Consider the following 15,089-nt stretch of genomic DNA (forward strand, 5'->3'; position numbering starts at 1 on the left):
TCCGGCGGGCCGGCATGGAGGACAAGTTTGGCCAGATCCTGGTGCCGGTCGAGGAAGTCGTGGAGATGAAGAGCGGGCAGAAGAATATCAGCGAGCGCAAGTTCTTCCCCGGCTACGTGCTGGTCGAGATGGAGATGACGGACGACACCTGGCATCTCGTCAAGAACACGCAGAAGGTGACGGGCTTCGTTGGCGGCACCGCGACGCGTCCGACGCCGATCTCGGAGAAGGAAGTGCAGAACATCCTGCACCAGATCCAGGAAGGCGTGGAAAAGCCGCGCCCGAAAGTGCTGTTCGAGGTGGGCGAGGCGGTGCGCGTGAAGGAAGGGCCGTTCGCGGACTTCCACGGCAACGTCGAGGACGTCAACTACGACAAGAACAAGCTGCGCGTGTCGGTGACGATCTTCGGGCGCTCCACACCGGTGGAGCTGGACTTCAGCCAGGTGGAAAAGGCTTAGCAGTTGAGGTAAGGGTGTTCGGCGGGTCGCATCATGACCCACGAATCACGATTCACGGCAGTTGATTGGGGAGGGCGCGAAAATCGCGCCCGCTTGAACCCGCGAAGGAGTGGCAATGGCGAAGAAAGTAGTCGGCTTCATCAAGCTTCAGGTGCCGGCGGGCAAGGCGAATCCCAGCCCCCCCATCGGCCCCGCGCTCGGCCAGCGCGGCCTCAACATCATGGAATTCTGCAAGGCGTTCAACGCCCAGACGCAGAAGATGGAGCCGGGCCTGCCGGTCCCCGTGGTGATCACGGCTTACCAGGACAAGAGCTTCACCTTCGTGATGAAGACGCCGCCGGCGGCGGTGCTCATCCGCAAGGCGGCAAAGATCGAGAAAGGCAGCTCGCGCCCCAACACCGACAAGGTGGGCAAGATCACGCGCGCGCAGGTCGAGGAAATCGCCAAGGCGAAGATGCCCGACCTGACGGCGGCGGATCTGGAGGCCGCGATTCGCACGATCGCCGGCAGCGCCCGCAGCATGGGCGTGGACGTGGAGGGCCTGTGACATGAGCGCCAGAATCAGCAAACGCATGCGTGTGGCCCGCGAAAAACTCACGCCGGGCAAGCAATATGCCGTGGATGAGGCCATGTCCCTGATCCGGGAATTTGCCAAGGTAAAGTTCCGCGAATCGGTTGACGTCGCCATCAATCTCGGCATTGACGCCAAGAAGTCCGATCAGGTGGTACGCGGTTCGACGGTGCTGCCGCACGGCACCGGCAAGAGCGTGCGCGTGGCCGTGTTTGCCCAAGGCGCCAACGCTGCGGCCGCGAAACAGGCGGGCGCCGACATCGTCGGTTTTGAGGACCTGGCCGAAAAGATCAAGGCCGGGCAGATGGATTTCGACGTGGTGATCGCAAGCCCCGACGCCATGCGCGTCGTGGGCCAGTTGGGCCAGATCCTGGGTCCGCGCGGCCTGATGCCGAATCCCAAGGTCGGCACGGTGACACCCGACGTGGCCGGCGCGGTGAAGAACGCCAAGACCGGCCAGGTGCGCTACCGGGCCGACAAGGCCGGTATCGTGCATTGCAGCATTGGCAAGTCGGATTTCGAGGCCAGCGCTCTCAAGGAAAACCTGTATGCGCTGCTGGCTGACGTTAACAAGGTCAAGCCTGCCACGGCCAAGGGTATATATATGAAGAAGGTGACCGTGTCCTCTACCATGGGACCGGGCATCGTGATAGACCAGAATTCGCTCACTTTGTGAGCGAATTCTGAAGTGAGGTGTGAGGAGTGAGGCGTAGAGAGTTGCGCCGGCTTTCTCACAAATGAATTTGAGGTTGCCGAAGGCTTGGTGTAGTTGAAGAGTTGATCCGGTGTTGGTTGTGGGGATTTTACCCCTCACTTCCTCACCCCTCACTCCTCACCACCGAAGGCGGTGGCACGTCAAAGACCGTGAGCGAAGCCTGTTCGGAGAACAGGCAACTTAATGGCGGCGACGCCGGCTCACGCAGACGGTGGACTTCGAATCGGGTTTGGCCTGATTGGGTCGCCGGGCGGTCCGTGACATGGACCGGGTGATGCGCGAAGGAATGTGCATCGTGTGCAACGCGACGCATCAGGAGGTGACAACTGTGCCGATGAGACTGGAAGACAAGCAGGCTCTGGTCGCCGAGGTGAACGCGGTGGCAGCCAAGGCGTATTCCGCCGTGGCCGCAGAATACCGCGGACTGACCGTGGAACAGGTCACCAATCTGCGCGTGAAGGCGCGCAAGAATGGTGTCTGGCTCAAGGTCGTCAAGAACACCCTGGCGAAAAGGGCCATCGCAGGTACCGAGTTCGAGTGCCTCAAGGATGCTCTCAAGGGGCCGCTGGTTTTGGCGTTCTCAAAAGAGGATCCAGGTGCCGCCGCGCGTGTGGTGAAGGAATTCGCCAAGGACAACGAACTGTTCGTGATCAGGGCGCTGGCCCTCGGCGGCAAGCTGCTGCCGACCACGGACCTGGAGCGGCTCGCCAAGTTGCCGACCCGTGAGCAGGCGCTGGCCATGCTCATGGGCGTGATGCTGGCACCGCTCACCAAGTTGGTTCGTACCCTGGCAGAACCGCACGCCAAACTGGTACGCACCGTAGCGGCGGTGCGTGACCAGAAGCAGGCGGCTTGATAAACCGATTCGCAATCCCATTTATTCAGGAGTAATGACCATGGCTGTTGCAAAAGAAGATATTCTGGAAACCATTTCCAAGATGAGCGTGATGGAGATCGTGGACCTGATCTCCGCGATGGAGCAGAAGTTCGGCGTGTCCGCGGCGGCAGCGGTAGCTGCGGCTCCGGCCGCGGGCGGTGCCGCGGGTGCGGCGCCCGCTGAAGAGAAGACCGAGTTCACCGTGATCTTGAAGACGGTGGGCGAGAAGAAGGTCGAGGTGATCAAGGCGGTGCGTACCATCACCGGCCTGGGCCTGAAAGAGGCCAAGGACCTGGTGGAAGGCGCTCCCCAGAACGTCAAGGAAGGCGTGTCCAAGGACGATGCCGCCAAGTTCAAGCAGGCCCTGGAAGCAGCCGGCGCGTCCGTCGAGGTCAAGTGAGGACAGGAGTCCTCACCCCGGACAGCACATGGATGTGCGCCGAGCCGGGGTCCGGTGTCTCGAAAACGAAAGCACTGGATTCCCGCTTGCGCGGGAGTGACGGAATCGTGACGGGCCGTATGGCCCAGTAACGGAAACGGCTGGTGGCGGGCGCCACCGGCCTTTCCGTGTTTTTGTCTGGCACGCGCGCTCCGGTGTTCCGGATCGCAGGTGTGGAATTCAATCGCGCGCCGCGGGCGCGCTTCGAGGTACTCGAGATGGCCTACACATTCACCGAAAAGAAGCGTATCCGCAAGGACTTTGGCAAGCGTACGAGCGTGCTCGACGTGCCGTACCTTCTAGCCATCCAACTCGAATCCTACCGTCATTTCCTGCAGATCGACAAGCCGCCACGTGAACGCGCGAATGCCGGCCTGCACGCGGCATTCAAGTCGGTGTTTCCGATCTCGAGCTACAGCGGCAACGCGGCGCTCGAGTACGTCGAATACAAACTCGGCGAGCCGCCGTTCGACGAGAAGGAGTGCATCATGCGCGGGCTGACCTACTCGGCGCCGCTGCGGGTGCTGGTGCGTCTCGCGCTCTACGACAAGGACGTACCGCTCGAGCACCGCCGTCCCAAGGAAGTCAAGGAACAGGAAGTTTACATGGGCGAAGTGCCGCTCATGACCGGCAACGGCACCTTCATCGTCAATGGCACCGAGCGCGTGATCGTGTCACAGCTGCACCGATCGCCCGGCGTGTTCTTCGAGCACGACAAGGGCAAGACCCACAGCTCGGGCAAGCTCCTGTTTTCCGCGCGCGTGATTCCCTATCGCGGCTCGTGGCTGGATTTCGAGTTCGACCCCAAGGACTGCATCTTCGTGCGCATCGACCGACGCCGCAAATTGCCGGTCACCATTCTGTTGCGCGCTTTGGGCTACAACGACAGCCAGATTCTGGAGCTGTTCTTCGAAACCAACACCTTCCATTTGAACAAGGAAGGCATCACGCTCGACCTGGTTCCGGAGCGGCTGCGCGGCGAAACCGCCGCCTTCGACATCAAGATCAAGAACAAGGTGCTGGTGGAAGAAGGCCGTCGCATCACCGCGCGCCACATCCGCGAGCTGGAAAAAGCCGGCGTCGCCTCGCTGGCGGTGCCGACGGCTTACCTGGCCGGCAAGACCGTGGCCCACGACGTGGTGCAGATCCCCACCGGGGAAATACTCGCCAAGGCCAACGAAGAACTGACCGCGGCCAAGGTCGAGGATTTGGTCAAGCACAGCGTCAAGGAAATCCGCACCATCTATACCAATGATCTGGATCGCGGCGCATTCATCTCCAGCACACTGCGCGTGGATCCCTCGCGCACGCCGCTCGAGGCGCTGGTGGAAATCTACCGCATGATGCGCCCCGGCGAGCCGCCCACCAAGGACGCCGCCGAGCAGCTGTTCCACAATCTGTTCTTTACCCTCGAGCGCTACGACCTGTCGGTGGTGGGGCGCATGAAATTCAACCGGCGCGTGGGCCGCCAGGCGCTGACCGGCCCGGGCGTGCTCTACGACGCCATGTACTTCAGCCAGCGCCAGGACGAGTTCTGCAAGAAACTTTACCAGGAGCTCGGCAAGAGCTCCGACATCGTGGATGCGCTGCGCGTGCTGATTGACATCCGCAACGGCAACGGTCAGGTGGACGACATCGATCACCTCGGCAACCGCCGGGTGCGTTCCGTGGGCGAGATGGCGGAGAACGTGTTCCGCATAGGCCTGGTGCGCGTGGAGCGCGCGGTCCGGGAGCGCTTGGCAATCGCCGAGAGCGAAGGCCTGATGCCGCAGGAGCTCATTAACGCCAAACCGGTATCGGCGGCGGTCAAGGAGTTCTTCGGCTCCTCGCAGTTGTCGCAATTCATGGACCAGAACAACCCGCTGTCCGAGGTCACGCACAAGCGCCGCGTGTCGGCGCTTGGCCCCGGTGGCCTGACGCGCGAACGCGCCGGCTTTGAAGTGCGCGACGTGCATCCCACCCACTACGGGCGAGTGTGCCCGATCGAGACCCCGGAAGGCCCGAACATCGGCCTGATCAATTCGCTGTCGGTGTATGCGCGCACCAACGAATACGGGTTCCTGGAAACTCCCTATCGGCGCGTGACCAACGGCAAGGTCAGCGACGAGATCGTGTACCTCTCGGCGATCGAGGAAGGCCAATACGTGATTGCGCAGGCCAACGCGCAGCTCGACGGACACGGGCGCTTCGTGGACGAGCTGGTGTCGGTGCGCCACCAGAACGAATTCACGCTCTCGGCACCGGACAAGATCAATTTCATTGACGTCTCGCCCAAGCAGATCGTTTCGATTGCCGCGGCGCTCATCCCGTTTCTCGAGCACGACGATGCCAACCGCGCGCTCATGGGCTCGAACATGCAGCGCCAGGCGGTACCCACGCTGCGTACCGAAAAGCCGCTGGTGGGCACCGGCATTGAGCGCACCGTGGCGATTGACTCCGGCGTGGTGGTCGTGGCAAAGCGCGGCGGCAGCGTGGATTCCGTGGACGCGGGCCGCATCGTGGTGCGCGTCAACGACGAGGAAACCCATGCGGGCGAGCCGGGCGTGGACATCTACAACCTCACCAAGTACACGCGCTCCAACCAGAACACCTGCATCAACCAGCGGCCGCTGGTCAAACCGGGTGAGGCGCTGGCGCGCGGCGACGTGCTGGCCGACGGACCGTCCACGAATCTTGGCGAACTGGCGCTCGGCCAGAATATGCTGGTGGCCTTCATGCCCTGGAATGGCTACAACTTCGAGGACTCGATCCTGATCTCGGAGCGCGTGGTGGAAGAGGAACGCTTCACCACCATCCACATCGAGGAGCTGGCGTGCGTGGCACGCGATACCAAGCTCGGCAGCGAGGAAATCACTGCCGACATTCCCAACGTCGGCGAAGGCGCACTCGGCAAGCTGGATGAAACCGGCATCGCGTTCATCGGCGCCGAGGTCAAGGCCGGCGACATCCTGGTCGGCAAGGTCACGCCCAAGGGCGAGACCCAGCTGACTCCCGAGGAGAAACTGCTGCGCGCCATCTTCGGCGAGAAGGCCAGCGACGTGAAGGACACTTCGCTGCGCGTGCCGCCGGGCATGGACGGCACGGTGATCGATGTGCGCGTGTTTACGCGCGACGGCGTGGACAAGGACGCGCGTGCGCTCAGCATCGAGAAGGCCGAACTCGAGAAAGTGCGCAAGGACTTGAACGATCAGCGCCGCATCCTGGAGGAGGACATCTTCCAGCGCGTCGAGCGCATGCTGCTCGGCAAGGTGGCCGAAGGCGGGCCCAAAGGACTCAAGGCCGGCAACAAGATCACCAAGGGCTATCTCGAGGAACTGCCGCGCGAGAACTGGTTCGAGATTCGCCTGAAGAACGATGAGGCCAACGAGCAGCTCGAGAAGGTCGCGACTACGCTCAAGGGCCAGCATCACGAATTTGAGCGGCGTTACGAAGAGAAGAAACGCAAAATCACCGCGGGCGACGACCTGGCACCGGGCGTGATCAAGATGGTCAAGGTATACCTCGCGGTCAAACGCCGGGTGCAGCCGGGCGACAAGATGGCCGGCCGCCACGGCAACAAGGGCGTGATCTCCATGATCGTGCCAGTCGAGGACATGCCGTACATGGCGGACGGCACACCGGTGGACGTGGTGCTGAATCCGCTGGGCGTGCCTTCGCGCATGAACATCGGCCAGATCCTCGAGACGCATCTGGGCTGGGCGGCAAAAGGCATCGGCCAGAAGATTGGGCGCATGCTCGACGAGCAGGCCAAGGCCGAGGAACTGCGCAAGTTCCTGGAACAGGTGTACAACCGCACCGGCGGCCGCAAGGAAGACCTCGCGGCATTCAACGACACGGAAATCGGTGCGCTCGCGCACAACCTGCGCGAGGGCTTGCCGGTGGCCACGCCGGTGTTCGACGGTGCGAGCGAAGATGAAATCAAGCACCTGCTGCGCATCGTGGGCCTGCCGGAATCCGGCCAGACCACGCTGTACGACGGGCGCACCGGCGAAGCCTTCCAGCGGCAGATAACCGTGGGCTACATGTACATGCTCAAGCTCAACCACCTGGTGGACGACAAGATGCATGCGCGTTCCACCGGGCCGTACTCGCTGGTGACGCAGCAGCCGCTGGGCGGCAAGGCGCAGTTCGGCGGACAGCGCTTCGGCGAAATGGAAGTCTGGGCGCTGGAAGCCTATGGCGCGGCCTACACGCTGCAGGAGATGCTCACGGTCAAGTCCGACGACACCGTGGGACGCACCAAGATGTACAAGAACATCGTGGATGGCGACCATCGCATGGAGGCCGGCATGCCCGAGTCCTTCAACGTGCTGGTCAAGGAAATTCGTTCGCTGGCCATCAATATCGAGCTGGAACAGGACTGAGCCACAGGCGTTCCCGCGGCGATCATTGCAACCAGTAATTTGACGGTGAAGCAAACATGAAAGACTTACTCAAGCTGTTGAGGCAACAAGGCCAGGTCGAGGACTTTGATGCGTTGCGCATCGCGCTGGCGTCGCCGGAGCTGATTCACTCCTGGTCCTACGGCGAGGTCAAGAAGCCCGAGACCATCAACTACCGCACCTTCAAGCCGGAGCGCGACGGCCTGTTTTGCGCCAAGATTTTCGGCCCGGTCAAGGACTACGAGTGCCTGTGCGGCAAGTACAAGCGCCTCAAGCACCGCGGCGTGATCTGCGAGAAGTGCGGCGTCGAGGTCACGGTCGCCAAGGTGCGCCGCGAGCGCATGGGTCACATCGAACTCGCCTCGCCGGTGGCGCACATCTGGTACCTGAAGTCGCTACCCTCGCGCATCGGGCTGATGCTCGACATGACCTTGCGCGAGATCGAGCGCGTGCTGTATTTCGAAGCCTTCGTGGTGATCGATCCGGGCATGACGCCGCTCGAGCGCGGCCAGCTGCTTTCCGACGAGTCCTATCTCGATGCCATCGAGGAACACGGCGACGATTTCGATGCGCGCATGGGTGCGGAAGCCGTTTACGAGCTGCTGAAGAGCATTGATCTCGAGAAGGAAGCCGCCAAGCTGCGCGAGGACATCGCGGATACCAATTCCGAGACCAAGATCAAACGCCTGGCGAAGCGCCTGAAACTCATGGAATCGTTCATTGAATCCGGCAACAAACCGGAGTGGATGGTGATGACGGTGCTGCCGGTGCTGCCGCCGGATTTGCGGCCGCTGGTGCCGCTGGACGGCGGGCGCTTCGCGACCTCCGACCTCAATGACTTGTATCGCCGCGTCATCAACCGCAACAACCGCTTGAAGCGGTTGCTGGAGCTGAATGCGCCGGACATCATCGTGCGCAACGAAAAGCGCATGCTGCAGGAGGCGGTGGACGCGCTGCTGGACAACGGCCGCCGCGGCCGTGCCATCACCGGCTCCAACAAACGTGCGCTCAAGTCGCTGGCCGACATGATCAAGGGCAAGCAGGGGCGCTTCCGCCAGAACCTGCTCGGCAAACGCGTGGACTACTCGGGGCGCTCGGTAATCGTGGTGGGCCCGGGCTTGAAGCTGCATCAGTGTGGCCTGCCGAAGAAGATGGCGCTGGAACTTTTCAAGCCGTTCATCTTTTCCAAGCTGCAACTGCGCGGCATGGCTACCACCATCAAGGCCGCCAAGAAGATGGTCGAGCGCGAGGGCCCGGAGGTCTGGGACATCCTGGAAGAGGTGATCCGCGAGCATCCGGTGATGCTGAATCGCGCGCCTACGCTGCACCGCCTGGGCATCCAGGCCTTCGAACCGTTGCTCATCGAGGGCAAGGCCATCCAGTTGCATCCGCTGGTGTGCACCGCGTTCAACGCGGACTTCGACGGCGACCAGATGGCGGTGCACGTGCCGCTGTCGCTTGAAGCGCAGCTCGAAGCGCGCGCGCTCATGATGAGCTCCAACAACATCCTGTCGCCCGCGAACGGCGACCCCATCATCGTGCCCTCGCAGGACGTGGTGCTGGGCCTGTATTACATGACGCGCGAGCGCGTCAATGCCAAGGGCGAGGGCGCGCTGTTCTCTGATGTCGCCGAGGCACACCGCGCCTGGGAAAACCGCGAGGTGGATCTGCAGGCGCGCGTGCAGGTGCGCGTCACGGATCACGTGATCCGCGACGACGGCAGCTTCGAAACCCGCACGCGCCGCGTCAAAACCACCGTCGGGCGCTCGCTGCTGTCGGACATCCTGCCCCGGGGGCTGGCGTTCGAACTCATCAACCGCGACCTGACCAAGAAGGCGATCTCGGCGCTCATCAACGCCTGTTACCGGCGCGTGGGCCTGAAGGAAACCGTGGTGTTTGCCGACAAGCTCATGTACACGGGGTTCAATTACGCGACGCGGGCCGGCGTGTCCATCGGCGTCAACGACATGGTGGTGCCGGACGAGAAGGGCCGCATCCTGCGCGGCGCCGAAATCGAAGTGAAGGAAATCGAGAACCAGTACGCTTCGGGACTGGTGACCAACGGCGAGCGTTACAACAAGGTGGTGGACATCTGGTCACGCACCAATGAGCAGGTGGCCAAAGCCATGATGGACAAGCTCGGCACCGAGGAGGTCGCCGACTACAAGGGCAACAAGCTGCGCCAGCCGTCCTACAACTCCATCTACATGATGGCGGATTCCGGCGCGCGCGGCAGCGCCGCGCAGATCCGGCAGCTCGCGGGCATGCGTGGCCTCATGGCCAAGCCCGACGGCTCCATCATCGAGACGCCGATCACCGCGAACTTCCGCGAAGGCCTGAACGTGCTGCAGTACTTCATCTCCACGCACGGCGCGCGCAAGGGTCTTGCGGATACCGCCCTGAAGACCGCGAACTCGGGCTATCTGACGCGGCGACTGGTGGACGTGGCCCAGGATCTGGTGGTCACCGAAGTGGATTGCGGCACGCACGAGGGCCTGTACATGAAGCCCATCGTCGAGGGCGGCGATGTGGTCGAGCCTTTGCGCGAACGCGTGCTGGGGCGAGTGCTCGCCGAAGATGTGCAGGCGCCGGGCAGCAAGAAGCTGCTGGTGGAGGCCGGCACGCTGCTGGACGAGCGCTGGGTGGAGAAACTCGAAGAGCTGGGCGTGGACCTCGTCAAGGTGCGCTCGCCCATTACCTGCGCAACGCGTTATGGCGTATGCGCGCAGTGTTATGGTCGCGATCTGGCGCGCGGCATGCGCGTCAACATCGGCGAGGCGGTGGGCGTGATTGCCGCGCAATCCATCGGCGAACCGGGCACGCAGCTCACCATGCGCACCTTCCACATCGGCGGCGCGGCTTCACGCGCGGCGGCGGTTTCCAGCGTGGAGATCAAGGCCGCAGGCACCGTCAAGCTGCACAACATCAAGACCGTGAAACATGCCAAGGGTCACTGGGTGGCGGTGTCGCGTTCCGGCGAACTCGGTGTGATCGACGAGTTCGGGCGCGAGCGCGAGCGTTACAAGATCCCCTACGGTGCGAGCATCATCCTGGTCGAGGGCGCCAAAGCCGAGGCCGGACAACTCGCTGCCACCTGGGATCCGCACACCCATCCGGTGGTCACCGAAGTGGCCGGCACGCTGCAGTTCCACGACTTTGTCGAAGGCATCACCGTCAACCGCCAGGTAGACGAAGTCACCGGCATCTCCAGTGTCGTGATTACCGACCCCAAGATGCGCGGCACGCTCGGCAAGGATCTGCGTCCCACGGTGCGGCTCGTGGACGACAAGGGCCGCGGACTGCTGCTCGCGGGCACGGAAATCCCCGCGTACTACCAGTTGCCGCCCGGCGCCATTGTCTCGGTCGAGGACGGCGCGCGCGTGGGCGTAGGCGACGTGATCGCGCGCATCCCGCAGGAGTCCACCAAGACGCGCGACATCACCGGCGGTTTGCCGCGGGTCGCAGACCTGTTCGAGGCGCGTAAACCCAAGGAGCCCGCGATTCTCGCCGAGGTGTCCGGCACCGTGGCGTTCGGCAAGGACACCAAGGGCAAGCAGCGGCTGATTATCGCTGACGACAACAATGAGCCGCATGAGCTGTTGATCCCCAAATGGCGCACGGTCAACGTGTTCGAGGGCGAACGCGTGGAGAAAGGCGAGGTCATCGCCGACGGCGAACTCAATCCGCACGACATCCTGCGGCTGCTGGGTGTGACCGCGCTCGCCGACTATCTGGTGCGCGAGATCCAGGACGTGTACCGGCTGCAGGGCGTGAAGATCAACGACAAACACATCGAGGTGATCATCCGCCAGATGCTGCGCAAGGTGGAAATCGCCGCTTCCGGTGCCACCCGCTTCCTGCGCGGCGAACAGCTGAACCGTTCCCGGGCGCTGGAAGAAAACGAGAAGATAGGCGCCGAGGACAAGGCCCAGGCCGAGATCAAGCCGTTGCTGCTCGGCATCACCAAAGCCTCGCTCGCGACCGAATCTTTCATCTCGGCCGCGTCATTCCAGGAGACCACGCGCGTGCTGACCGAGGCCTCGGTGCGCGGCTTGCAGGATGGCCTGCGCGGGCTCAAGGAAAACGTCATCGTCGGCCGCCTGATTCCGGCGGGCACCGGGTACGCCTACCACGAGCAGCGGCGCAAGCAGCGCGCCGAAGCCGCGGTGGACACCACCGCCCAGCAGGTGGCCGAGGCCGAGGCGCTGTTCAGCGGCGGCGAAGCCCCAGCCGAAGCGCCGGCGGTCGCGGCGCAACCGGCGGAACAAGCCCAGGGGTGAGCGTGGAGCGGGCGGTTTTCTTGACAGTATCGCTCCACCTCCCTAAAATTCCCGCGCTTTACAGGCAGCGCGTGGCGGCCCGAAGACAGTCGCCCCCGCGGTACTTCGAAACACAGGCCGGTTTTGACCGGCCTGTTGCTTCTTCCCCGGTGACAGTCAGCCTGCAGGTTTTCAGCGTTACTCAACCTCGGAAACGTGAGTTGTTTCATGGCGACGTTTAATCAGTTGGTGCGCAAACCGCGTACCCGCAGACTGGAAAAGACCCGGGTGCCGGCGCTGGGCGGCTCGCCGCAGAAGCGCGGCGTGTGCACGCGCGTGTATACCACCACGCCCAAAAAACCGAACTCGGCGCTGCGCAAGGTGGCCAAGGTGCGGCTCACCAACGGTTTCGAGGTGATCAGCTACATCGGCGGCGAGGGCCATAATCTGCAGGAGCACTCGGTGGTGCTGATCCGCGGCGGCCGTGTCAAGGACCTGCCGGGCGTGCGCTATCACACGGTGCGCGGCTCGCTGGATTGCGCCGGCGTGAGCGACCGCAAGCAGGGCCGCTCCAAGTACGGCGCCAAACGTCCCAAGTCCTGACAGCCAGGTAGAATTTATGTCCCGCAGAAAACAAGCTGAACGGCGCACCGTCCTGCCGGATCCCAAGTTCGGGAGCGACAAGCTCGCCAAGTTCATCAATATGGTGATGAAAAGCGGCAAGAAGGCCGTAGCCGAGCGTATCGTGTACGGCGCGCTCGATCAGATCGGCGGCAAGCGCGGCGCCGAGCCCATGGAAGTGCTGGATCGCGCACTCGAAAACGTGCGCCCCATGGTCGAGGTCAAATCGCGGCGCGTGGGCGGCGCCACCTATCAGGTGCCGGTCGAAGTGCGCCCGGTGCGCCAGCAGGCGCTTGCCATGCGCTGGATCATCGAGTCGGCGCGCGCGCGCGGCGAGAAGTCCATGCCGCAGCGGCTCGCCGGTGAATTGCTGGAAGCCGCTGAGAATCGCGGCAACGCCGTCAAGAAGCGCGAAGACGTGCATCGCATGGCCGAGGCCAACAAGGCCTTCGCGCACTATCGCTGGTAATCCGGTTTCCGGGATTTCGTTCCGAGGACTTCGTCGTGGCCCGTCATACTCCCATCGAGCGCTACCGCAACATCGGCATCATGGCGCACATTGATGCCGGCAAGACCACCACGACCGAGCGCATCCTGTTCTACACCGGCGTGTCTCACAAGATCGGCGAAGTGCACGACGGCGCGGCCGTCATGGACTGGATGGAGCAGGAACAGGAGCGCGGCATCACCATCACCTCGGCGGCCACCACCTGCTTCTGGAAGGGCATGGATCACAACTTGCCCGAGCACCGCATCAACATCATTGACACGCCCGGTCACGTGGACTTCACCATCGAGGTGGAGCGCTCGCTCAGGGTGCTGGACGGAGCCTGCGCGGTATTCTGCGCGGTGGGCGGCGTCGAGCCGCAATCCGAAACCGTGTGGCGCCAAGCCACCAAGTATGGCGTGCCGCGGCTCGCGTTCGTCAACAAGATGGATCGCGCGGGCGCGAATTTCTTTCGTGTCTATAAGCAGATCCAGGAGCGTCTGGGCGCGAAGCCTGTGCCCATCGAGATTCCCATCGGCGCCGAAGAAAACTTCAAGGGCGTGGTGGATCTGGTGAAGATGAAAGCCATCTACTGGGATGATTCCACCCAGGGCATGCGCTTCGAAGAGCAGGACATTCCCGCGGAACTCCAGGCCCAGGCCAAGGAATGGCACGACAAGATGGTGGAGGCGGCAGCCGAAGGTTCCGACGCGCTCATGCACAAGTATCTGGAAGGCCAGGAACTCAGCGCGGAAGAAATCCACCAGGGCCTGCGCGCGCGCACCATCCGCAACGAAATCGTGCCGATGCTGTGCGGCTCGGCGTTCAAGAACAAGGGCGTGCAGATGATGCTGGACGCCGTGGTGTATTATCTGCCCGCGCCGGCGGATATTCCCGCGGTCAGGGGCCATCTCGACGACAAGGACAGCTCGCCCGCCGAGCGCCATCCGCGCGACGACGAGCCGTTCTCGGCCTTGGCTTTCAAGATCATGAGCGACCCCTTCGTGGGCACGCTCACGTTCTTTCGCGTGTATTCCGGAGTGCTGAATTCCGGCGATACCGTGTACAACCCGATCAAGAGCCGCAAAGAGCGCATCGGCCGCATCCTGCAGATGCACGCCAATGATCGCAGGGAAATCAAGGAAGTATGCGCCGGCGACATCGCCGCGGCCGTAGGCCTGAAAGACGTGTCTACCGGCGACACGCTGACCGACCCGGACAAGATCATCATCCTCGAGAAGATGGAATTCCCCGAGCCGGTGATCTCGGTGGCGGTCGAGCCCAAGACCAAGGCCGACCAGGAAAAGATGGGCATCGCGCTGCAGAAACTGGCGCAGGAAGACCCGTCATTCAGGGTGCATACCGACGAGGAAACCGCCCAGACCATAATCTCGGGCATGGGTGAGCTGCACCTCGAAATCATCGTGGACCGCATGAAACGCGAGTTCAAGGTCGAAGCCAATGTCGGCAAGCCGCAGGTGGCTTACCGCGAGACCATACGCGCGAGCGTGGAATCGGAAGGCAAGTTCATCCGCCAGTCGGGCGGCCGTGGCCAGTACGGACACGTGTGGCTCAAACTCGAGCCGCAGCCGGCGGGCAAGGGCTACGAGTTCGTGAATGGCATTGTCGGCGGCGTGGTGCCGCGCGAGTACATCCCGGCGGTGGACAAGGGTATCCAGGAGCAGATGAAGAACGGCGTGCTTGCAGGTTACCCGGTGGTGGACGTGAAGGTCACGATCTTCGACGGTTCCTATCACGACGTGGATTCCAACGAAATGGCGTTCAAGACCGCCGGTTCCATGGGCTTCAAGGAAGGCTGCAAGAAGGCGCGTCCTGTGCTCCTCGAGCCGATCATGAAAGTCGAAGTGGTGACGCCTGAGGACTTCATGGGCGACATCATCGGCGACCTGAATCGCCGGCGCGGCATCGTGCAGGGCACCGAAGATGCCCCCGCGGGCAAGATCGTGCGTGCCGAAGTGCCGCTCGCGGAGATGTTCGGTTATGCCACCTCCATGCGTTCGGCCACCCAGGGCCGCGCAACCTATTCGATGGAATTCGAGAAATACATGGAAACGCCCGCCAATGTGGCCGAGGCGGTGATCAAGAAAGCGTCGTAAAATCCCGTGAATTGAGCTTACCAGGAGTAGCAACCGTGTCCAAGGCAAAATACGAGCGCAAGAAGCCGCATGTAAACGTGGGGACGATTGGGCATGTGGATCACGGCAAGACCACGTTGACGGCGGCGTTGACGGTGATTCAGTCGAAGAAATTTGGTGGTGA

Annotated in this window: 11 protein-coding genes; all 11 read left to right on the forward strand. The window is 62.8% G+C overall.

All coding sequences use genetic code 11. The annotated features are described in order from the left end of the window. A partial coding sequence (nusG, locus tag VJR90_10140) for a transcription termination/antitermination protein NusG (GenBank protein HKV97830.1) occupies positions 1 to 458 on the forward strand: 458 nt, incomplete at its 5' end. A gap of 115 nt (positions 459 to 573) precedes the next feature. Then, positions 574 to 1,005 (forward strand): 50S ribosomal protein L11, encoded by a 432-nt coding sequence (rplK, locus tag VJR90_10145; protein HKV97831.1) that lies wholly within the window; start codon positions 574 to 576, stop codon positions 1,003 to 1,005. A gap of 1 nt (position 1,006) precedes the next feature. Next, entirely contained in the window at positions 1,007 to 1,705 is a 699-nt protein-coding gene (gene rplA, locus VJR90_10150; GenBank protein ID HKV97832.1) for a 50S ribosomal protein L1, read from the forward strand. Between the two features lie 367 nt (positions 1,706 to 2,072). Next, on the forward strand, positions 2,073 to 2,600 hold the full coding sequence (gene rplJ, locus VJR90_10155; GenBank protein ID HKV97833.1) for a 50S ribosomal protein L10: 528 nt from the start codon (positions 2,073 to 2,075) through the stop codon (positions 2,598 to 2,600). 40 nt (positions 2,601 to 2,640) lie between these two features. Continuing rightward, a complete protein-coding gene (gene rplL / locus VJR90_10160; GenBank protein HKV97834.1) occupies positions 2,641 to 3,021 on the forward strand; it encodes a 50S ribosomal protein L7/L12 in 381 nt (126 codons plus the stop codon). Between the two features lie 257 nt (positions 3,022 to 3,278). Next, a complete protein-coding gene (rpoB, locus tag VJR90_10165) occupies positions 3,279 to 7,424 on the forward strand; it encodes a DNA-directed RNA polymerase subunit beta (GenBank protein ID HKV97835.1) in 4,146 nt (1,381 codons plus the stop codon). Between the two features lie 56 nt (positions 7,425 to 7,480). Next, complete coding sequence (gene rpoC, locus VJR90_10170; protein ID HKV97836.1) at positions 7,481 to 11,722, forward strand: DNA-directed RNA polymerase subunit beta'; 4,242 nt, start codon at positions 7,481 to 7,483, stop codon at positions 11,720 to 11,722. Positions 11,723 to 11,929: 207 nt separating this feature from the next. Next, on the forward strand, positions 11,930 to 12,304 hold the full coding sequence (gene rpsL / locus VJR90_10175; protein ID HKV97837.1) for a 30S ribosomal protein S12: 375 nt from the start codon (positions 11,930 to 11,932) through the stop codon (positions 12,302 to 12,304). 16 nt (positions 12,305 to 12,320) lie between these two features. Continuing rightward, on the forward strand, positions 12,321 to 12,791 hold the full coding sequence (rpsG, locus tag VJR90_10180; protein ID HKV97838.1) for a 30S ribosomal protein S7: 471 nt from the start codon (positions 12,321 to 12,323) through the stop codon (positions 12,789 to 12,791). A 35-nt stretch (positions 12,792 to 12,826) separates the two neighbouring features. Continuing rightward, positions 12,827 to 14,926 carry an elongation factor G gene (fusA, locus tag VJR90_10185; GenBank protein ID HKV97839.1) on the forward strand — a complete coding sequence of 700 codons (2,100 nt, stop codon included), beginning with the start codon at positions 12,827 to 12,829 and terminating at the stop codon, positions 14,924 to 14,926. Between the two features lie 35 nt (positions 14,927 to 14,961). After that, a partial coding sequence (locus VJR90_10190; GenBank protein ID HKV97840.1) for a GTP-binding protein occupies positions 14,962 to 15,089 on the forward strand: 128 nt, incomplete at its 3' end.

The sequence above is a fragment of the Gammaproteobacteria bacterium genome (assembly GCA_035279405.1).
GTDB lineage: Bacteria > Pseudomonadota > Gammaproteobacteria > Natronospirales > REEB76 > REEB76.

Coding starts and splice junctions, on each gene's coding strand:
- rplA (HKV97832.1), top strand. CDS start 1,007: ATGAGCGCCAGAATCAGCAAACGCATGCGTGTGGCCCGCGAAAAACTC.
- rpsG (HKV97838.1), top strand. CDS start 12,321: ATGTCCCGCAGAAAACAAGCTGAACGGCGCACCGTCCTGCCGGATCCC.
- rpoB (HKV97835.1), top strand. CDS start 3,279: ATGGCCTACACATTCACCGAAAAGAAGCGTATCCGCAAGGACTTTGGC.
- rplK (HKV97831.1), top strand. CDS start 574: ATGGCGAAGAAAGTAGTCGGCTTCATCAAGCTTCAGGTGCCGGCGGGC.
- rplL (HKV97834.1), top strand. CDS start 2,641: ATGGCTGTTGCAAAAGAAGATATTCTGGAAACCATTTCCAAGATGAGC.
- rpsL (HKV97837.1), top strand. CDS start 11,930: ATGGCGACGTTTAATCAGTTGGTGCGCAAACCGCGTACCCGCAGACTG.
- rpoC (HKV97836.1), top strand. CDS start 7,481: ATGAAAGACTTACTCAAGCTGTTGAGGCAACAAGGCCAGGTCGAGGAC.